The organism is Mycobacterium sp. NGS40 (genome assembly GCF_059812735.1).
In genome coordinates, this window is record NZ_JCALDG010000015.1 from 57,913 (window position 1) to 77,503 (window position 19,591).

Consider the following 19,591-nt stretch of genomic DNA (forward strand, 5'->3'; position numbering starts at 1 on the left):
TTGGTTGACGGCACCACTTGACCTTATCCGCGGCGGACGGTCCTGTCCGGGCTACCACCAGCCTGTGGCAGCCGCGATCTGCAGGCCGAGCGCGTGGGCCAGGGTGCGCATGTAGGTGGGGGTCAGGTGATGAGCGCCGTGGTAGATCAGCACGTTTCCTTCGACCGGGCGGCAAACATCGGTGCGGCAGATGGCATCTGACATGTCAAGCACTTTGAGCAGCGGGAATTGCTCGACGAAGTCCAGGGTTTGATTGCGGTCGGACAGCACGTCGGAGCGCTTGATCGCGCACGACGTCGCGGTGCCGCTCTTCTTGGCCAGGCAGTCGGCGGGATCGAACGGCTGGCCGTTCTTGACCAGCCACGGGGTGTCGCGCATGCCGAGAATCGGAATGTTGTTGTCGGACAACGTCTGCCAGATCCCGATGTAAGTCGCGGGCATCACGTCACCGCTCTTGATGTTCCACGGCCGGGTCGTGGTGGTGAAGACGTAGTCGGGGCGATCGGATATCAGCTTGTCCATCGTCGCCTGCACCCACTCCCGGCACTGCGGGTAGGGGGCGTTGTTACCCATGATCAGCGGGACCTGCTCGGTGGACAGCGGGCAGCCCATTTTGAGATATGTCACAACTTTGAAGTGATGGGCGTGTCCGAGCACATCCAGTGCCGGCAGCCAGTGCTCGGCGTGCGACCCGCCGGCCAGTGCGACGGTCCGGGTCGCGGCGAGGTCGCCGTAGACGCAGTTGACTACCGCCGGGTTGACGAAGTCGCTGATGCAGCCGTCCCGGGTGGAGGCCGGCAGGTCTTCCTTGACCTCCAGCACGCTGGGCCGCATCGGCAGCGTCGGGACTCGCACGTGTTCGGTCAGGGCGCGCGCGCCGGGATAGTCCTGCGGGTTGAGTACGGACAGTTCCTTGCCCGCAGCCCGCAAGACCGTGACGTGCTGGCGCCAGGTGAACGACGTCGCGGTCAGGGTGACGCCGAGCAACACCACCGCCGCGCCCAGCGCCATCGTCGGCCTGCGCAACCTCGACCACCACGGCAGTACCGGCGGCGCGACCGAACCCTGGGGCGCGCGGTAGCGCAGCGGGTCCTCGACGAGCTGGGTGGTCAGGTACGCGAGCACGCCGGAGACCAGCAACACGGCCGCGCCTTCGACGAAGTTGGCGTGTTTGTGTCCGGTGTAGGACAGCCAGAAGATGAGCAGCGGCCAGTGCCATAGATACAGCGAGTACGCGATGGCGCCCAGCTCCACCAGGGGCCGGGTGGCCAGCAGCCGATTCGGCAGCGGCATCCGGCCGCTGGTGTCCGCATCGCCCGCCAGGTTGGCCCCGGCCAGGATCACCAGCATCGTGGCCCCGACGGGCACCAGGGCCCACGGGCCCGGAAACTCGTCGACGCCGTCGATCAGGGCCCCGCAGGATACGACGGCGGCCAGGGCGACGGAGGCGGCTGCGGTCCGCAGCCACATCGGCCACCGGACGCGGGCCACGACGGCGCCGACGAGCGCGCCCAGCAGCAACTCCCAGCCGCGGGCAAAGCTGTCGTAATAGGCGACCGACTGGTTGTCGAGGTGGGCGAAGACCGCGTAACTGAACGAGGCGATAGTCAGGGCGCTGAGCAGCACCACGAACAGCGTGCGCAGGTGGGCCTTGAGCAGGCGGCGGAACAGGACCGCGCAGCCGGCGACCAGCAGCAGGAAGGCGACGTAGAACTGCCCCTGCACCGACATGGACCAGATGTGCTGCAACGGGCTGACGGCTTCGCCCGCTCGCAGGTAATCCGACGCGGTGTTCGCCAGCTCCCAGTTCTGGTAATAGCCGAGGCTGGCCAGGCTCTGGTCGGCGAAGGTCTCCCAGCGGGTTTGCGGCTGCACCAGGATGGTGAGCACCGCACACGCGGCCAGCACCACGACCAGGGCGGGCACCAGACGCCGGATCAGCCGGGTGATTTCGGCGACGAGCGACAACGTGGCGGTCGGGTTGAGCGCGGCGCGCAGGATCTTGCCGCCGAAGAAGAACCCGGACAGCGCCAGGAACACGTCCACGCCCCCGGAGACCCGGCCAAACCAGATGTGGAACACGGCGACCAGCGCGATCGCGATGCCGCGCAAGCCGTCGAGGTCATAGCGGTAGAACCCCGCCGACCCCGTTCGGCGCGCCTCTGAGGTGCCCGGATTGGCCGTGGCGGCAGGGGTCTGAGGCGCGGTGGTCTGCATGATCACCAGTAATTTACCCAAAAACGCCACCTGCTCCGCAGCGCTCGCCGGGCGGCGAGGCTGCTCAGTGGAGCAGGTGGCGTTGGTGACGGGTCGCGGCGACTACCGCGCAGGTGCCGGCTGCAGAAGCGTCTGCAGGTTCGGCAGTTGCGGCAGCGCCGGCGGCGCGGGCGCCGGCTGTTGCGCGGGCACCTGCTGAGCAGGCAGTTGCTGGAGAGGCGCCTGCTGTAACGGTGCCTGCTGGGTGGGCAGTTGCTGGAGCGGGGCCTGCTGCAGCGGTGCCTGCTGGGCGGGCAGCTGTTGCAGCGGGGCCTGCTGCGTCGGCGGCTGCTGTAGCGGGGCCTGGCCCGGCACTTGCTGGCCGGGGAGCTGCTGCGCCGGGGCCGGCTGGGCGGGCAGTTGCTGCAGCGGTACGCCGATCACGCGGACCAGGTACGGCGTCATACCCACCGAACGCACCGGCGAGACCTGCACGACATCGCCGACCTCGAGCATCTGGTTGTTGCCGAGATACATCGCGACGCTTTGCGTGCCTTCCGGACCGTAGAAGATCATGTCGCCCTTCTGGGCCTGCTGCGGCAGAACCTTCTGGCCGGCCCGGTAGATCGCGCCCGACGACCGGGGCAACCTGATGCCGGCGCCGGCGTAGGCGTACTGCATCAGACCGGAGGCGTCGAAGCCGACGGTGTTGATGCCGGTGCCGGTGCCGCGGGAGGGGCCGTTGATACCGCCACCGGCCCAGGAGAAGGGCACGCCGCGCTGCGACAGACCGCGCATCACGACGACATCGGTGGCCTGCTGGTAATCCATCGACCGGGCGCCGGGGTCGGCGACCGCGATCTCGGGGGCGGCGGCCATCGGGGCCGCCAAGATGGCGAGACCGATGGCAAACGAATAGATGCGCTTCATTGGAGTTCCAGCCTTCCTGAACTCTGTCGGGGTGAGGCCGCGGCGCTGTAGGCGCCGCGACCGCCGTTCGATGACTCGCGACGAACCCCGAGTGGGGGATCGGCCGCCGCCTCCTTGCGGGGGACGTGAATCAGTCGGTTGAGCCCGTTGAGTCACACCAGTCACTACAGAAACTTTTACAACAGAAATCGCGCCCGGAAAATAGCTGGTGAGGTCCACGAAAGATTTGCCGCTGGACCGTGACCGGATGGTGACTGCCGATCCCAAATCTTTATCGGCAGTTGTGATTTCGGTCTCACACCGGTGCTCGGCCGCAACGATTTACGAGCGGACGCGGCAGCGGAGAATCAGTGCCAGTAGCGGGCGCTGAAGACGGTCAGCACGTCGCCGATCACGGAGCTCACCATGATGATCGCGAGCGACAACACCGGCCAGAAGGACATGTACCAGCCCTTCAGCAGGGAGACGAACGGGCCGATGCCCGCCGCGGCGATCGCGGCGCCGATCCCGCCCCACACCACCGGGTAGATATACACGTCGAGCTGGAAAGGAACCAGGCCGCACGACTCGTCCGAGCACACCTCGCCGAGGAAGCCGTAGAGCCGGGTCGGCCACGTCGTCGCCGTGGCCAGCACCACAAGCAGCGTCACCAGGGTGAGCGTGGCGACCAGGTCCCAGGGGGCTACCCGAAGGCGAATGACGTGCGGCTTAGCGTCAGATTCGTTGTCGCCGTATGTCATTGGCCGGAAGTCGCCCGGCTCTTCGGTCTCGTGAGTCTGCTGCTGGGACTCGGGACGACCGCCGCGATGCGGGTCTTCGAACGGGTACGGCAACGCCATGCCGATAGATGCTTCCCGATGGTCGGCTTTTGTGCGAGCCGGCTGCTTTACGCTCGGTCTCTATGCCTGCGGCGAGATCCGGGTTGACGCCCGAGCAAATCAGCGCGATCGACGCCGCTCATCTCTGGCACCCCTACAGCACCATCGGCAGTGAAGCCATCCCTCCGGTAGTGGCCATCGGCGCCCGTGGCGCCTGGTTGACACTGGTCAGAGACGGTCAGCCGGTCGACGTGCTGGACGCGATGAGCTCCTGGTGGACCGCTATCCACGGCCACGGTCATCCGGTGCTGGACGCGGCGCTGACGGCCCAGCTGAGCTCGATGAACCATGTGATGTTCGGCGGGCTCACCCACGAACCGGCGGCCCGGCTCGGCCAGCTGCTGGTGGAGATCACCCCGGCCGGTCTGGAGACGGTGTTCTTCAGCGACTCCGGATCGGTGGCGGTCGAGGTAGCGGTCAAAATGGCGCTGCAGTACTGGCGCAGCCGCGGTCGATTCCGTAAGCACCGGCTGATGACCTGGCGCGGCGGCTACCACGGCGACACCTTCACCCCGATGAGCGTCTGCGACCCCGACGGTGGAATGCATTCGCTGTGGACCGACATCCTGGCCGACCAGGTGTTCGCCCCGCAGGTGCCCCGCGATTACGACACCGCCTACAGCGTGGCGTTCGAGGAGCAGCTGACCCGCCACGCGACCGAGTTGGCGGCGGTGGTCGTCGAACCCGTGGTCCAGGGCGCCGGCGGCATGCGCTTCCACGACCCTCGCTACCTGCGCGACCTGCGCGAGATCTGCAGCCGCCACGACGTGCTGCTGATCTTCGACGAGATCGCCACCGGGTTCGGCCGGACCGGCGCGCTGTTCGCCGCCGACCACGCCGGCGTCAGCCCGGACATCATGTGTGTCGGCAAGGCGCTGACCGGCGGATACCTCAGCCTGGCCGCCACGTTGTGCACCCAAGACATCGCGCACACGATCAGCTCCGGCGAAGCCGGGGCGTTGATGCACGGCCCGACATTCATGGCCAACCCGCTGGCCTGCGCGGTCTCGGTGGCCAGCGTCGAGGTGCTGCTGGGCCAGGATTGGCGCTCGCGCGTCGCCGACATCGCGGCCGGGCTCGCGGCGGGACTCGAGCCGGCCCGGGACCTGCCCGGCGTGGCCGATGTGCGGGTGTGCGGTGCCATCGGCGTCATCGAATGCGCCGGGCCGGTCGACCTCGCGGTAGCCACCCCGGCAGCGCTGGACCACGGCATCTGGCTACGCCCGTTCCGCAACCTGATCTACGCGATGCCGCCTTACATCTGCGGGCCCGACGAGATCGCCCGGATCACCTCGGCGATGGTCGAGGTCGCAAGGCTCGTAGGCTGAACGCCAAATGAAGGCACCGATCGAGGTTTCCCCGCTGGCCTGGCTGGACGCGGTGGAACAGCAGCGCCGCGAGGCCGGGCTGCGCCGCTCGCTGCGGCCGCGCCCCGCGGTCGCCACCGAGCTCGACCTGGCGTCCAACGACTACCTCGGCCTGTCGCAGCACCCCGACGTGATCGAGGGCGGCGTCGCGGCGTTGCGGGTCTGGGGTGCCGGCGCCACCGGATCCCGCCTGGTCACCGGCGATACCGAACTGCACCAGCAATTCGAGGCCGAGCTCGCCGACTATGTCGGCGCCGCTGCCGGCCTGCTGTTCTCCTCCGGATACACCGCCAACCTCGGTACCGTCGTCGGGCTGTCCGGCCCGGGCTCGCTGCTGGTGTCGGAGGAGCGTTCGCACGCATCGTTGGTGGACGCCTGCCGGCTGTCGCGCGCGCGGGTCGTGGTGACCCCGCACCGTGACGTGGATGCCGTCGACGCGGCCCTGGCCGCCCGCGCCGAGGAACGCGCCGTCGTCATCACCGAATCGGTCTTCAGCGCCGACGGCGTGCTGGCCCCGCTGCGCGAGCTGCACGAGGTCTGCCGGCGCCACGGCGCGCTGCTGATCGTCGACGAGGCACACGGCCTCGGCGTGCGCGGCGGCGGCCGCGGGTTGCTGCACGAGCTGGGACTCGCCGGTGCGCCCGACGTGGTGATGACGACGACGCTGTCCAAGGCGCTCGGCAGCCAGGGCGGCATGGTGCTGGGACCCGCCGAGGTGCGCGCTCACCTGATCGATGCGGCCCGGCCGTTCATCTTCGACACCGGCCTGGCTCCGGCTGCCGTCGGTGCCGCGATGGCCGCATTGCACCTGCTGCGTTCCGAGCCCTGGCGGCCCGAGGCGGTGTTGCGCCACGCCCGCGAGTTGGCCGATATCTGCGGCGTGTCCGAGAACCCGGAATCGGCGGTGGTGTCGGTGATCCTGGGCGACCCGGAGGTGGCGGTGGCCGCCGCGACCGCCTGCCTGGACGCCGGGGTGCGGGTGGGCTGCTTTCGGCCGCCCACCGTGGCCGCCGGGACGTCGCGGCTGCGGCTGACCGCGCGCGCGTCGCTCGACGCCGCCGAACTGCAGGTCGCCCGGCGGGTGCTGACCGATGTCCTTGCCGTGGCGCGCCGTTGACCGTCCTCGCCGTGACGGGTACCGGAACGGGGGTTGGCAAGACGATCGCCGTCGCGGCGCTGGCCTGTCACGCGCGGTTGGCCGGGATCGACGTCGCGGTGTGTAAACCCGCGCAGACCGGCACCGATTCGGGCGACGACGACCTCGCCGAAGTGACGCGGTTGTCCGGCGTGACCGAAACGGCCGGCCTGGCAAGGTATCCGCAGCCCCTGGCGCCCGTGGCCGCCGCCGAGCAGGCCGGGATGCCGCTGCCCACCGGCGATCAGATGCTGCGGCTCATCCGCGACCTGGACCGCCCTGGCCGGCTCACGCTGGTCGAGGGTGCCGGCGGGCTGCTGGTCGAACTCGCCCGACGGGAGGATAACGCCGGCGTCACCCTGCGCGACCTCGCCGTCGAGTTGGGTGCCGCGGTGCTGGTCACCGTCACAGCGGAACTGGGCACGCTGAACCACACCGCGCTTACTCTGGAATCGCTTGCTGGACAAGGGCTTTCATGCGCTGGATTGGTGATCGGCAGCTGGCCGTCGCGAGCGACAGTGCTGGAGACGTCCAACCGATGCGCCCTGGAGCGGATGGCGCCGGTGCGGGCCGCGCTGCCCGCCGGGGCCGGCGCGCTGAGCGCCGACGACTTCGCCACGATGAGCGCCGCGGCATTCGACCGTGACTGGGTGAGCGCTGTGGTTGGTTGAGGGCCGGCTGATGGTCCATTCGATCGAGTTGCTGTTCGACCGTGATACCGAGGCCGCGCTCCGGCGGATCTGGGACGACCTGGCCGCCGCCGACCTGCCTTGCCGAATACCGCCCGGACGTCCGCACGTGACGGTAGCCGTCGCCGAGCGCATCGACCCGGCCGTCGACGAGGCGCTGCGGCCGGTGCTGCGGCGGCTGCCGTTGCGCTGCGCGATCGGAGCGCCGGTCTTGTTCGGCCGGTCCAATGTCGTGTTCGCCCGGCTGATCCTGCCCAGCGCCGAGTTGTTGGATCTGCACGCCGAAGTCCACCGCCTCGCCGCCGCGCATCTGCTGCCCGCGCCGCTGCCGAACAGTGTGCCCGGTCAGTGGACGGCCCACGTCACGCTGGCCCGGCGGATCGACGCCGACCATCTGGGGCCGGCGCTGACCATTGCGGCCAACCCGGCACAGCTCGACGGACACTTCGCCGGGTTACGGCGCTGGGACGGCGACGAACGCGTCGAGCACCCGCTCTAGCTGCCGAAGAGCAAGTACAGGCCGGTGAACGTGTAGCCGACCATGACCAGCATCATGGTGAGCTGCCCGGTGAGCTGATGGCCGGCCGGCAACAGCCGCAGCGCCCGGTCATGCGCCGCTATCACCGCGACGATGTGCCCGGTCACCACGCAGGCCACCTTGATTCCGGCCAGCACCGGCGGGTGCTGGGACAACACATAGGCCACCTGTAAGTGGGCCAGTCCCAACAGGTTCCAGCCGTGCCCGAACGGATCGGCCAGCGCGATCACGGCCTGCTGTCCGCGTTCCACCAGATAGGAGAGGTAGTGGGCGAAGATGTAGCCCACCACGATCGGGATCAGCGAGTGTGCCAGCTGACCGGGCAGGGCGCGTCGCTGCTCGCGGTTCACCCCGCCGGTTGCCCGGGCCGCCAGCGAAAAGGTCAGCGCGACAACCGAAATAAAGACCAGCAGCCCGACGGTCCGCAGCGCGGACGACATCAGCGTCGGCGGCACGTCGTGCGCCAGCCGGGAAAGCCGATCGGCGAAGTCCCGCCAGGTCGGCGACGACGAGTAGCTGTCGAACGCCGTCGACCCGAGCAGCACCGACAGCATCGCGACCACACCGGGCCGCACCGGCAGCGACGGCAGGTGGTCGAACGGATTGCCGATCACGATCTGCCCGTTGGCTTTTGAGCGCCAGAACGGAGACAGCCGCGACACCGCCATGCTGTACACACCGAACGGGTCGACCCTGGCCGGCCAGCGTTGCCCGCACAGCCACGACCCGACCAGCAACACAGACCCGTAGATCAGCAGCCAACTCCGCACCCAGGGCAGCGACGCCGAGTCCGGGCTGGCCAACTCCAGCCACACGAAGGCGAACAGTCCGACCGCGGCCGGACGGTAACCCCAGCTCTCCGGGTAGCACAGTCGCGGTCGGCTCAGCCGCTCGGGCATGGCGCGGCGCAGCAACAGGTACACCGTGCGCACCGGGGAGACGACCCGCCACACCGGGCCGAACGCCAGCGACAGCGCGACCAGCCCGACCCACAGCAGCACGTAGAACGCCCCGAGCAGGCCGTTGGCGCGCGTCTGCGGACCCAAGAACCCGGCCAGCACCACCCATATCGCGAAGGCCAGCGCCACGGCCGCAACCGTCCAGCGCGTCGCCCGGGCGTCGACCAGCGTCGTCACCCACGCGGGCAGCGGATGGCCGGGCGCTTCCGGGTCGAATCGAGGTCGCCGCCACGCGAACGCGACCAGCGCGAACGTGAACGTCAGCGCCCACGCGGCGCCGACCATCGCGTACGCGTAGGGGACCGGAAGATCGCTCGATCCGCCCAGGCCGTGGGCCAGCACCCGCGTCACGGCTGGACTTGAATCGTCGCTATCGTCCGGTCCAGGTGGTGGAGTTCCACGTCGACATTGCCGGGGACGTCGACGCTGAACTGAAACGTCTGGTTGGGTTCGGCGGCGACCGCAAACTTGTGATCGGGCACCGAGTGCACGTGCAGTTCATCGGGCGCATCGCTGGTGACGTGCAGGACGATCTGCTGCTTGACCTTCGCCTGCAGTACCGCGTTGGTCGGGGTGACCTGCTGCTGGGCGATCTTCACGTCGATGTCCAAGGCGCCGGGCGCAGGCTGGCCCTTGGGGCCGCCGCAGGCGATCAGGCCGCACATCAACACCGTCACCCACGCCGCATTGAGCGTGCCGCGCCACGTCATCGGCTCATGCCGCCCGCGGTAGTGGTTGTTTTTCCTCGACCGGTTCCGGTTCGGACAGCGCGTCGTTGATGCGGCCCGCACCCCACGTCAGAGCGGCGATCACCATCAGCGTCAGGACCAGCACGACCAGCGAACCGGCGTTGTACAGCCAGCTGGGAGCGTTCTGGTCGCGTTCGCGCTGCAGGATGGTGATCTCGTGCACGAACGGCCGGTCGATCGAGGACAGCGCGGGAACCTCGGCCGCGGGAATGGCGTCGTCGGCCGGCTCGTAGATCGGCACGCCCGCCATCGTGTAACCGTCCTGAATCCGCAGCAGCGTCTTCCACGATCCCCAGACCGGGACGGGCTGCGTGGACCGGTAGTGGCCCGGTCCGACCTTCTCGAGCCGGTCGATCACCAGGCCGCGCTGGTTCTCCATGCGGCCCTGCCAGGACAGAATTGTCAGCCAATCCGGTTGCGGGCCAACGGCATCGGGCGGTGTGAGTTGCACATCCGCGGACACCATGCGCTGGCCTGTGGGGCTGGGCAGCTCGGTCAGGGTGATGGTGGCCTTGCCGTGCTCGGGCACCACGATGTGCAGGCCGTTGGCCACCGCGCCACCGATCACCAGGACGGTGGCCACCACCGTCGAGATGCCGATCCAGCGGTGCGGCAGCCGCTGGCCGGTCAGCACCATGCCGAACAGCGCCCCGCACATTCCGGAGAACACCCCCACCGGGACCGCCATCGCCAGGGCCTCGCCCCACATGCTGACCGGCCACGGGTAGTGGTAGACCGCCGCGATCCACAGCGATTCCAGCCACAGCCCGAACGTCGCCACGCCCAACCCGGACACGGCGCCAAAAGCGATGGGGCGCTTGAACACCGGCGTCAGCGCCACCAGTTCGACCACCAGCGCGGGGCCCAGGTAGAGGGGGAACCAGTTGATCGGTGCGCCCAGGATCGGGCCCACCAGCAACGCGACCCCACCGCGCAGCGCGATGGCGAACAGCGCCGCGATGATCGCGGCGCCGCGGCCCATCGTGACGCGGGCGGCGACGGCGGCCAGTGCGGACGCGAAGGCGATCATCATCGGCTGCAACACCAGCCGGAACTGCTCGACACCGAAGTCGTATTCGATCTGGTAGACCGACAGCCCGATGAACATGCCGCCGAAGGACAGGTAGCGCAGGAAGGTGATGAAAGCGCCCTTGGCCGCCTCCATGGCCTGTTGGGCCTCGCCTTCACGTTCCAGCATCAGCACCGCGAACAGCGAAAAGCACGCGCCGCCGATCATCATCAAATGTGTTGGGCCCCAAAGGGTGACGTCTTGACCGAAGATGCGGTGCCAGATGTCGTCGAGCGGGAAGCCGATCATCGCGTAGAGCCCGCAGCCGGCCATCAGGACGCCGCCGACCGGTGCGTACCAGTTACGGGTGATACGCACCGCCGCCGGGCCGGGCTGCTCGTACGGGATGACGATCGCGATCATGCCGGCCAGGAACACCCCGAACAGGCCGATGATGATGAAGTAGTGCGCCGGGTTGGCCAACGGCCCGGGATCGCGGCCGTTACCGATGTGCCAGCTGACGTCCCAGATGAAGCCGAACAGCGCGCAGATGATCGACGTCGTGAAGACCAGGACCGGCAGCGCCACCCAGTTCGGGCGATGGAATTTCTCGCCGAGTTTGTCGGCGACGCGGGTCAACCACGTGATGCGACGAGAGCGGTGCGCGTAGCCCACCCACAACATGACCAGCGTGATGACCACCGCGGCCACCGTCAGGCCGATCACCTGGTTGAGTCCGGCTCCGCGAGCCGACGGCTCGGCGAGAAGCGGCAGCTCAGTTGACACCATCGTCATGTCCTCCTACTGCGCGGACCGTCGACGTTTGCTCCGACAGTCATTTATTACCGTCAGGTCAGGTGCACGATCCTGTGTGTAATGCCCCGATTGCGTGCCGGTCAATCACCAGGTCCGTGCGGATTTTCGGGTAGCTCAGACATCCCCTGCGTATGCCACTGGCCAGACCCTTCTACCGCGCAGGTTACCGGTAAGTAGCCCGTTCCCGCAAGAGTTAGTGAACGGTCGTATACGGCGTTGGTTCTGTCATTGAAGCCTTTTGGACTGGACTAATGCTTCAGCAAATGGCGTATTGGTGAACAGTTGCAACGGAACTGGTGTGGGCCTATCGGTCACCTGGGTCGTCAGTCGCGCCCGGTTGGCCCCCGGCGTCGTCGGTTTGTCCGGTGCGCCGGTCCTTCAACGCGGCGTAGAGGATCACGGCGACGACGATCACGGCCGGCAAGAAGGCCGGCAGCGCCAGCAGAAGCATGTGGTGTGCCAGGTACTCGACATGCTCAGTGGCCATGATTCCCGTATACCCCTGAAGTCGCCATATCCACGGCCGCGGCTCGCCCGCGTCGCGGGCGCGCACCCGCGGGCCGTTACCCTACGTTGAATACCGTTTCGTTCAGGCTGCCACGGCGTGGTGGCGGATGTGACCGCGGACGCGGACGCGACAAAGATGCAGGGGAGTACTGGGTGACGCAAGCGGCAACTCGACCCACCACCGAAGCCGGCGATGAAGCAGACATCCTGGCGGTAGCCCGCCGGCAGGTGCTCGAGGGCGGCGAGGGATTGAGCCGGGATCAGGTCCTGCAGGTGTTGCAATTGCCCGACGAGCGGCTCGAGGAGCTGCTGGCGCTGGCCCACGAGGTGCGCATGCGCTGGTGCGGCCCCGAGGTCGAGGTCGAGGGCATCATCAGCCTCAAGACCGGCGGCTGTCCCGAGGACTGCCACTTCTGCTCCCAATCCGGGCTGTTCGCCTCGCCGGTGCGCAGCGCCTGGCTGGACATCCCGAGCCTGGTCGAGGCCGCCAAGCAAACCGCGAAGTCGGGTGCCACCGAATTCTGCATCGTGGCCGCGGTACGCGGTCCGGACAAGCGGCTGATGTCCCAGGTCGCGGCCGGCATCGAGGCGATCCGCAACGAGGTCGAGATCAACGTCGCCTGCTCGCTGGGCATGCTGACCGCCGAGCAGGTCGACGAGCTCGCCGCGATGGGCGTGCACCGCTACAACCACAACCTGGAGACCGCGAAGTCGTTCTTCACCAATGTCGTCACCACCCACACCTGGGAAGAGCGCTGGCAGACGTTGACGATGGTGCGCGACGCGGGCATGGAGGTGTGCTGCGGCGGCATCCTCGGCATGGGAGAAACCCTGGAGCAGCGCGCGGAATTCGCCGCCGACCTCGCCGAGCTCGGCCCCGACGAGGTGCCGCTGAACTTCCTCAACCCGCGGCCCGGCACGCCGTTCGGCGATCTTGAGGTGATGCCGGCCGGCGAAGCACTGAAGTCGGTGGCCGCGTTCCGGCTGGCGTTGCCGCGCACCATGCTGCGGTTCGCCGGTGGCCGGGAGATCACCCTGGGCGACCTGGGCGCCAAGCAGGGCATCCTGGGCGGGATCAACGCCGTGATCGTCGGGAACTATCTGACCACCCTGGGCCGCCCCGCCGAATCCGATCTGGAGCTGCTCGAGGATCTGCAGATGCCGATCAAGGCGCTCAATGCCAGCTTGTAAGCCACGCGGTAGCGGCTAGGTTTGAGTCTTGTGGTTGGAGATCTGGGCGCTCCCGTCAGCGCCGGCGTCTACAACGTCTACACCGGGGAATTGGGGGGTACGACGGTGCCAACCGCGGCCCAGCTGGGTCTTGAGCCGCCGCGCTTCTGCGCCGAATGCGGGCGCCGGATGATCGTCCAGGTTCGCCCCGACGGCTGGCGCGCGCGTTGCTCGCGACACGGCGAGGTGGACTCGGCGGAACTGGAGACTCAGCGGTGACCGAGCCCTGGGCGCCCGCGGCCCCCGAGCCCGCGGTGCCGACGGCTGTGCAACCCGCCCGGCCGTCGCGGGTGCGCGCGATCGTCGTTGCGGTCCTCGGGCTTTCGGCGACCGGGGTGTTGGTGGGCGGTCTGTGGGCGTGGATGGCCCCGCCGATTCACTTGGTGGTGGCGATCACCCGCTCCGGCGAGCGGGTGCATGACTACCTGGGCACCGAATCTCAGCACTTCTTCGACGTGCCGTGCCTGATGCTGGGTCTGTTGACGGTGCTGGCGGTGGTGGCATCGGTGCTGGCGTGGCAGTGGCGCCGGCTGCGGGGCCCGGGCATGGTCGTCGGCCTGACACTCGGCATGGTCGGTGCGGCCGGCGTGGCGTCGGCGGTGGGGGCGGTGCTGGCCCTGCTGCGCTACGGCGCGCTCGACGTCGACAAGGTGCCGGTGGTGGGCAGCCCCGCGGTGTCCTACGTCATCCAAGCGCCGCCGGTGTTCTTCGGCCCCGGCCCGCTCCAGATCGCCACCACGCTGCTGTGGCCCGCCGCCATCGCCGCACTGGTCTATGCCCTGCTGGCGGCCGGAAGCGCCCACGACGACCTGGGCAGCTCAGGGCTCACCGATCAGCCATCCCACGCGCGGCCGATGGAGCCGGAAGCCTCCGTGTCCTAGCGGACGCGTCACAACGGACGGCGATGAATCTTTCGTCCGGTCAGCACCTTGGCCGCGATCACGCCCAGTCGCATCATGCCGGCGTAGGTCATGGGGTTGAACGCCGTCGGCCACACGGTCCTGATCAGGTGTTCGTTGATCGGCCGGCGGGCGAAGCGGTCGGTGAGCCAGCGCAGCGTCATCGGCGCCGACAGCGGGTGCAGGAGCATGTGCTCGTTGAACGCGTCGCGGTGGTAGGTGACGCTGGCGCCGCCGGCCGAATAGGAGTCCGCCAGCGCGTCGATGTCGTGGACGTCGATCAGGTAGTCGTGGACGGCCTGCACGATCAAGACCGGCGGCGCGGGTGTCGCGACGCCGAGCTTGATGTTGTCGAAGACATAAGACACCTCGGGGGTCGACAAGATGTCCTCGAGCGGCTCGTCGAGGTAGTCGCCCATGTTCTTGCCGGCCATTCGCAGTACGGCCTCGACCGTCGTCATCGACTCCAGCCGGTCCAGCAGGGCGCGTCCTTCGTCGTTGGTGTGCTCTTCGATGACCCTGTTCAGGTCGGGGTAGATGTGTGCCAGCGCGGCCACCACCATCGCGGGCAGGCCCGCCAGGAAGCCGCCGTTGAGGCGCCGGAAGGTGTGGCCCAGATCGCCGACCGGCGAACCCAGCACCGCCCCGACGACGTCCAGCTCGGGCGCGTAGTCGGCGCACACCTCGGCAGCCCAGGCACTGGCCAGCCCACCGCCGGAGTATCCCCACAGCCCGATCGGCGCCTTTGTGGACGTCGGGATCCGGGACGAGTTCATGGCGGCCCGGATGCCGTCGAGGGTGCGGTAGCCGGGTTCGAAGGGGGCACCCCACATGCCCAGCAGTCCTTCATGGTCGGGCACCGAGACCACCCAACCCTCGGCGACGGCCGCGGCGACCAGGAAGAGCTCCAATTGGGCGATGGAACCCAGCGCCTTCGATCTTCTGCGCAGTGCATAGGACGGAAAGCAACGCGCCGACATGGCGTCGATCGCGCACTGGTAGGACAGCAGCGGGGTGTTCTGACCGGCAACGCGTTCGGCCGGGACGAGGACCGTCGTCACGCACGCCTCGGGCGCGCCGTTCATGTCCGTGGTCCGGTAGAGCAGCTGGATGGCCGAAACCGATTGCGGAATCAGGCCGAGAAAGGCCAGTTCGACATCGCGGGAGCGCAGCACGGTGCCGGGTTCGGCGTGCTGGAAGCCGGACGGCGGCTGATAGAACGGGTCGTCTGAGGGCAGCAGTGGGCGCGCCTTGGGCTGCAATGCCTCGTGTGGCGGCCGACCGATCCATTCCGCACCGTCGGTACCTGCCAAATTGCCGAGTTCAACCAATTCAGGATCCCTTCTAGGCCATCGGGCATTTTCGCGCATGAACAGTCGGTAACCAAACTGTAATGGCCAGCTTGTGAGCGATTGCTCGTCAAGTGGGCGCGGGTGACGCAGATCAAGGCTGGCCGGGCGGCCGCAGCGCGGCGAATTCGTCAGTGACTCGCAGCGCGGCGTCGGTGAAGTGGTACAACGCGGCCGGTCGCCCCCCGCTGCGGCCCGACTGCGCGATGGTGCCGGTCTGCGTGATCACGCCGCGACGGGCCAGCACTCGCTGCAGATTCGTCGCGTCCACTTGGTAGCCCAGGGTTGCGCTGTAGATGTCACGCAGCGTGGACAGCGCGAATTCCCTTGGCGCCAACGCAAATCCGATGTTTGTGTAGGACATCTTGGCGACCAGCCGGGCATGCGCGTGCGTCACCATCGGGCCGTGATCGAACGCCATCGGCGGCAGTGCGCTCACCGGGTGCCACCGGGTGTCCGGCGGCAGCTCCGGAGTGGCGGGGGAGGGCACCAGGCCCAGGAATGTCGACGCGATCACCCGCGCGCCCGGCACCCGGCCGGGGTCGGAGAACACGGCGAGCTGCTCCAGGTGAGCCAGCTCGCGCAGATCCACTTTTTCGGCCAGCTGGCGCCGCACCGAGGTGGTCATGTCCTCGTCGTTGCGCAACCGCCCGCCCGGCAGCGACCAAGAACCGCGTTGCGGATCCCGCGCACGCTCCCATAACAGCACGTTAAGCTGCGGTTTTCCCTTTCGGGAGGCGCCCTTAACCTGCTCGGTCGCCTGGCGAACTTGGAACACGACCGCGAGCACTTCATGCGCGGTGCTACCATTGGGCATGTTTTCGATTGTAAGTCGAAAACCTCCTAAGTCGAAAGGAGCCGCCGTGACGGTCATGAATCGCATGGACTCGCTCGCCGAAGACATGGTTGCCAGCATCACCGACTCGCCCACCGGCTACGGCGGCGTAGACGGTGATAAGCAGTGGGCCAGCGAGATTCGCCGCCTGGCGAACCTGCGCGGCGCCACCGTGCTCGCCCACAACTACCAGTTGCCCGCGATTCAGGACGTCGCCGATCACGTCGGCGATTCGCTTGCGCTGTCGCGCATCGCCGCCGAAGCACCGGAGGACACCATCGTGTTCTGTGGCGTGCACTTCATGGCCGAGACGGCCAAGATTCTGAGCCCGCACAAAACCGTGCTGATCCCTGATCAGCGGGCGGGTTGTTCGCTGGCCGATTCCATCACTCCCGACGAGCTGAGCGCCTGGAAGGACGAGCACCCCGGCGCCGTCGTCGTCTCCTACGTCAACACCACCGCGGCCGTGAAGGCGCTCACCGACATCTGCTGCACCTCGTCCAACGCGGTCGACGTGGTCGAGTCGATCAACCCCGACCGCGAGGTGCTGTTCTGCCCGGACCAATTCCTCGGAGCCCACGTGCGCCGGGTGACCGGTCGCAAGAACGTCCACGTGTGGGCCGGTGAATGCCACGTGCACGCCGGAATCAACGGCGACGAGCTCACCGATCAGGCCCGCGCCAATCCCGACGCCGAACTGTATGTACACCCCGAATGTGGTTGTGCGACTTCGGCGTTGTACCTCGCCGGCGAGGGAGCCTTTCCCGCCGAACGGGTCAAGATCCTTTCCACCGGCGGCATGCTGGACGCGGCACACCAGACGCGCGCCCGCAAGGTCCTGGTCGCCACCGAGGTCGGCATGTTGCACCAATTGCGCCGCGCCGCACCGCAAGTCGACTTCCAGGCGGTCAACGACCGCGCGTCCTGCAAGTACATGAAGATGATCACCCCCGCGGCGTTGTTGCGCTGCCTGGTCGACGGCGCCGACGAGGTTCACGTCGACCCGGACATCGCGGCGGCGGGCCGGCGCAGCGTGCAGCGCATGATCGAGATCGGCCAGCCGGGCGGCGGCGAATGATGACCCGTCCCGCTTGGACCGATAGCGCTGACGTCGTCGTAATCGGCACGGGTGTCGGGGGATTGGCCGCCGCGCTGGCGGCTCACCGGGCCGGCCGCAACGTCGTCGTGCTCAACAAGGCCGAAGAAACCCACGGGGTCACCGCTACGCACTACGCGCAGGGCGGGATCGCGGTCGTGCTGCCGGACAACGACGACTCGGTCGAGGCGCACGTCGACGACACGCTGGCCGCGGGTGCCGGGATGTGCGATCCGGGCGCGGTCTACTCGATCGTCGCCGACGGCTACCGCGCGGTCAGCGAATTGGTCTCCAACGGTGCTCGATTCGACGAATCAATGCCCGGCCGGTGGGCGCTGACCCGCGAGGGCGGGCACTCGCGGCGTCGCATCGTTCATGCCGGCGGCGACGCCACCGGCGCCGAGGTGCAGCGGGCACTCGACCATGCCGCCCGGATGCTGGACATCCGCAGCAGCCACGTGGCACTGCGGGTGCTGCATGACGGTGCGGCGGTGACCGGCGTAGCCGTGGGCAATCCGGACGGCATCGGGATCATCAGCGCGCCGTCGGTGATCCTGGCCTCCGGCGGCCTCGGGCATCTCTACAGCGCGACCACCAACCCGGACGGATCCACTGGCGACGGAATCGCTTTGGCGTTGTGGGCCGGCGTCGCGGTCAGCGATCTCGAGTTCATCCAGTTCCACCCCACCATGCTGTTCGGTGGACAGGCCGGCGGTCGCCGGCCGCTGATCACCGAAGCCATCCGCGGTGAGGGTGCGGTATTGATTGACCGGCAAGGCAATTCGGTCACCGCGGGAGTGCACCCGATGGGAGACCTGGCGCCGCGCGATGTCGTCGCGGGGGCCATCGATGCACGGCTGAGGGCCACCGGCGACGAATGCGTCTTCCTCGACGCGCGCGGCATCGACGGTTTCGCGGCGCGGTTCCCCAACGTCACCGCCGCGTGCCGGGCCGCCGGCGTCGACCCGGTCCGCCAACCCATCCCGGTGGTACCGGGCGCGCACTACAGCTGCGGTGGCGTGGTCACCGACGTGCACGGCCGGACAGAATTGCCCGGGCTGTTCGCCGCCGGTGAGGTGGCCCGCACCGGCATGCACGGAGCGAATCGCTTGGCGTCCAACAGCTTGCTGGAAGGTCTGGTGGTCGGCGGCCGTGCCGGAAAGGCCGCTTCGACACACGCGCTGGCGACCGGACGGGCGCTCGCGACCCCGCCCGAGCCGATCGCCCACACCGCGTCGAAACGCCGCGAACTGCAATCCGCGATGACTCGCGACGCGTCGGTGGTGCGCGACGCCTCCGGGCTGCAGCGGCTGTCCGAGACGCTGTCCCGGGCGCGGGTCCGCGCGATCGAGGGCCGTCGCGATTTCGAGGACGTCGCGTTGACGCTCACCGCCCGCGCGGTGGCCGCTGCGGCGTTGGCCCGCAGCGAAAGCCGGGGCTGCCACCACCGCGCCGAATACCCGGAGTCCGCGCCGGACAAGGCCCGCAGCATCATGGTCCGGTCGGCCGACACGGTGTACGCCGAAGACCTGGCGGCGGTGTCCTGATGACGTTGTCCGACGCGGAGCTGGCCGTTGCCCTCGACACCGTCCGGCGCGGCCTGGACGAGGATCTGCGCTACGGCCCCGACGTCACCACCCTCGCGACGGTGCCCGCCGGCGAAGCGACGGCGGCCATGGTGCCCCGCGAGGCCGGCGTCATCGCCGGATTGGATGTCGCCCTGCTGGTGCTCGACGAGGTGCTCGGTGCCGACGGCTATCAGGTGCTCGACCGCGTCGACGACGGCGCCCGCGTGCAACCCGGCCAGCCGGTCTTGACGGTGCGGGCTGAGAACCGTGGGCTGTTGACCGCCGAGCGGACGATGCTGAACCTGATCTGCCACCTGTCGGGGATCGCCACCGCGACCGCGGCCTGGGTGGACGCCGTCAGCGGCACCAAGGCGCAGGTCCGCGATACCCGCAAGACGCTGCCCGGCCTGCGCGCCCTGCAGAAGTACGCGGTCCGGATCGGCGGCGGGGTCAACCACCGCCTCGGGCTGGGCGACGCCGCACTGATCAAGGACAACCACGTGGCGGCCGCCGGATCGGTCGTCGCGGCGCTGCAGGCGGTGCGCGAGGCCGCACCCGATCTGCCGTGTGAGGTCGAAGTCGACTCGCTCGAGCAGCTCGACGAGGTACTGCCCGAGAAGCCGGAGTTGATCCTGTTGGACAATTTCCCGGTGTGGCAGACCCAGATCGCCGTGCAGCGTCGTGACTCGCGCGCACCCGCGGTGTTGCTGGAGTCGTCGGGTGGGCTGAGCCTGGAGACCGCCGCGGACTACGCCGGCACCGGCGTGGACTACCTGGCCGTCGGCGCGCTGACGCACTCGGTACGCGTGCTCGATATCGGGCTGGATATGTAGGGCTGGCC

General features: G+C 68.5%; 19 protein-coding genes. 10 read left to right on the forward strand and 9 right to left on the reverse strand.

The window, feature by feature from the left end; all coding sequences use genetic code 11:
- Nucleotides 1-51: 51 nt before the first annotated feature.
- From sucT to AC5Y5O_RS21785, 3 genes are all read right to left on the reverse strand, one after another.
- On the reverse strand, nucleotides 52-2,217 hold the full coding sequence (gene sucT, locus AC5Y5O_RS21775; RefSeq protein ID WP_500027485.1) for an acetyltransferase SucT: 2,166 nt from the start codon (nucleotides 2,215-2,217) through the stop codon (nucleotides 52-54).
- A gap of 102 nt (nucleotides 2,218-2,319) precedes the next feature.
- Nucleotides 2,320-3,126 carry an NlpC/P60 family peptidoglycan-binding protein RipD gene (gene ripD, locus AC5Y5O_RS21780; RefSeq protein WP_500027390.1) on the reverse strand — a complete coding sequence of 269 codons (807 nt, stop codon included), beginning with the start codon at nucleotides 3,124-3,126 and terminating at the stop codon, nucleotides 2,320-2,322.
- Nucleotides 3,127-3,473: 347 nt separating this feature from the next.
- Nucleotides 3,474-3,866 carry a hypothetical protein gene (locus AC5Y5O_RS21785; protein ID WP_500027487.1) on the reverse strand — a complete coding sequence of 131 codons (393 nt, stop codon included), beginning with the start codon at nucleotides 3,864-3,866 and terminating at the stop codon, nucleotides 3,474-3,476.
- A gap of 161 nt (nucleotides 3,867-4,027) precedes the next feature.
- Between AC5Y5O_RS21785 and AC5Y5O_RS21790 the strand changes: the two genes are divergently transcribed.
- The 4 genes from AC5Y5O_RS21790 to AC5Y5O_RS21805 are packed head-to-tail and all read left to right on the forward strand — an operon-like array spanning nucleotide 4,028 to nucleotide 7,694.
- Nucleotides 4,028-5,332: an adenosylmethionine--8-amino-7-oxononanoate transaminase gene (locus AC5Y5O_RS21790; RefSeq protein ID WP_096287016.1), complete on the forward strand. Its 1,305-nt coding sequence runs from the start codon at nucleotides 4,028-4,030 to the stop codon at nucleotides 5,330-5,332.
- Between the two features lie 7 nt (nucleotides 5,333-5,339).
- Complete coding sequence (locus AC5Y5O_RS21795) at nucleotides 5,340-6,488, forward strand: 8-amino-7-oxononanoate synthase (RefSeq protein ID WP_096287018.1); 1,149 nt, start codon at nucleotides 5,340-5,342, stop codon at nucleotides 6,486-6,488.
- Nucleotides 6,485-7,177: a dethiobiotin synthase gene (gene bioD / locus AC5Y5O_RS21800; RefSeq protein WP_096287020.1), complete on the forward strand. Its 693-nt coding sequence runs from the start codon at nucleotides 6,485-6,487 to the stop codon at nucleotides 7,175-7,177. Before AC5Y5O_RS21795 ends, bioD begins: the two co-directional genes overlap by 4 nt.
- 10 nt (nucleotides 7,178-7,187) lie before the next feature.
- Nucleotides 7,188-7,694, forward strand: a complete 507-nt coding sequence (locus tag AC5Y5O_RS21805) for a 2'-5' RNA ligase family protein (RefSeq protein ID WP_096291072.1) — start codon at nucleotides 7,188-7,190, stop codon at nucleotides 7,692-7,694.
- On the opposite strand, the gene AC5Y5O_RS21810 is transcribed toward AC5Y5O_RS21805, so the two are convergent.
- From AC5Y5O_RS21810 to AC5Y5O_RS21825, 4 genes are all read right to left on the reverse strand, one after another.
- Complete coding sequence (locus AC5Y5O_RS21810; RefSeq protein ID WP_500027395.1) at nucleotides 7,691-9,043, reverse strand: hypothetical protein; 1,353 nt, start codon at nucleotides 9,041-9,043, stop codon at nucleotides 7,691-7,693. The two genes, AC5Y5O_RS21805 and AC5Y5O_RS21810, sit on opposite strands and share 4 nt — an antisense overlap.
- Nucleotides 9,040-9,402: a hypothetical protein gene (locus AC5Y5O_RS21815; RefSeq protein WP_500027398.1), complete on the reverse strand. Its 363-nt coding sequence runs from the start codon at nucleotides 9,400-9,402 to the stop codon at nucleotides 9,040-9,042. The genes AC5Y5O_RS21810 and AC5Y5O_RS21815 overlap by 4 nt, the downstream gene beginning before the upstream one ends.
- Nucleotides 9,403-9,406: 4 nt before the next feature.
- Entirely contained in the window at nucleotides 9,407-11,239 is a 1,833-nt protein-coding gene (locus tag AC5Y5O_RS21820) for a hypothetical protein (protein WP_096291073.1), read from the reverse strand.
- Between the two features lie 331 nt (nucleotides 11,240-11,570).
- Nucleotides 11,571-11,753, reverse strand: coding sequence for a hypothetical protein (locus AC5Y5O_RS21825; protein WP_096287026.1), 183 nt, complete (start codon nucleotides 11,751-11,753; stop codon nucleotides 11,571-11,573).
- A 173-nt stretch (nucleotides 11,754-11,926) separates the two neighbouring features.
- Here AC5Y5O_RS21825 and bioB point away from each other — a divergent pair, with 173 nt between their 5' ends.
- Genes bioB through AC5Y5O_RS21840 form a run of 3 tightly spaced genes read left to right on the forward strand, consistent with a single transcriptional unit; the run spans nucleotide 11,927 to nucleotide 13,884 of the window.
- Nucleotides 11,927-12,964, forward strand: a complete 1,038-nt coding sequence (gene bioB / locus AC5Y5O_RS21830; RefSeq protein ID WP_096287028.1) for a biotin synthase BioB — start codon at nucleotides 11,927-11,929, stop codon at nucleotides 12,962-12,964.
- Nucleotides 12,965-12,994: 30 nt separating this feature from the next.
- Entirely contained in the window at nucleotides 12,995-13,222 is a 228-nt protein-coding gene (bsaP, locus tag AC5Y5O_RS21835; protein ID WP_500027400.1) for a biotin synthase auxiliary protein BsaP, read from the forward strand.
- 35 nt (nucleotides 13,223-13,257) lie between these two features.
- The gene (locus AC5Y5O_RS21840) at nucleotides 13,258-13,884 is read left to right on the forward strand and encodes a DUF2567 domain-containing protein (RefSeq protein WP_243393962.1); all 627 of its coding nucleotides are present in this window, start codon (nucleotides 13,258-13,260) and stop codon (nucleotides 13,882-13,884) included.
- Between the two features lie 8 nt (nucleotides 13,885-13,892).
- Here the strand turns inward: AC5Y5O_RS21840 and AC5Y5O_RS21845 are convergent, their stop codons facing one another.
- A complete protein-coding gene (locus AC5Y5O_RS21845) occupies nucleotides 13,893-15,233 on the reverse strand; it encodes a lipase family protein (protein WP_096287032.1) in 1,341 nt (446 codons plus the stop codon).
- 112 nt (nucleotides 15,234-15,345) lie between these two features.
- Nucleotides 15,346-16,068, reverse strand: coding sequence for an NUDIX hydrolase (locus tag AC5Y5O_RS21850; RefSeq protein WP_096287034.1), 723 nt, complete (start codon nucleotides 16,066-16,068; stop codon nucleotides 15,346-15,348).
- Nucleotides 16,069-16,114: 46 nt separating this feature from the next.
- Here AC5Y5O_RS21850 and nadA point away from each other — a divergent pair, with 46 nt between their 5' ends.
- The 3 genes from nadA to nadC are packed head-to-tail and all read left to right on the forward strand — an operon-like array spanning nucleotide 16,115 to nucleotide 19,583.
- Nucleotides 16,115-17,164, forward strand: a complete 1,050-nt coding sequence (gene nadA / locus AC5Y5O_RS21855; RefSeq protein ID WP_096287036.1) for a quinolinate synthase NadA — start codon at nucleotides 16,115-16,117, stop codon at nucleotides 17,162-17,164.
- A complete protein-coding gene (locus AC5Y5O_RS21860) occupies nucleotides 17,164-18,729 on the forward strand; it encodes an L-aspartate oxidase (protein ID WP_500027403.1) in 1,566 nt (521 codons plus the stop codon). Before nadA ends, AC5Y5O_RS21860 begins: the two co-directional genes overlap by 1 nt.
- Nucleotides 18,729-19,583 carry a carboxylating nicotinate-nucleotide diphosphorylase gene (nadC, locus tag AC5Y5O_RS21865; protein WP_500027404.1) on the forward strand — a complete coding sequence of 285 codons (855 nt, stop codon included), beginning with the start codon at nucleotides 18,729-18,731 and terminating at the stop codon, nucleotides 19,581-19,583. The genes AC5Y5O_RS21860 and nadC overlap by 1 nt, the downstream gene beginning before the upstream one ends.
- The last annotated feature ends 8 nt before the right edge of the window (nucleotides 19,584-19,591 follow it).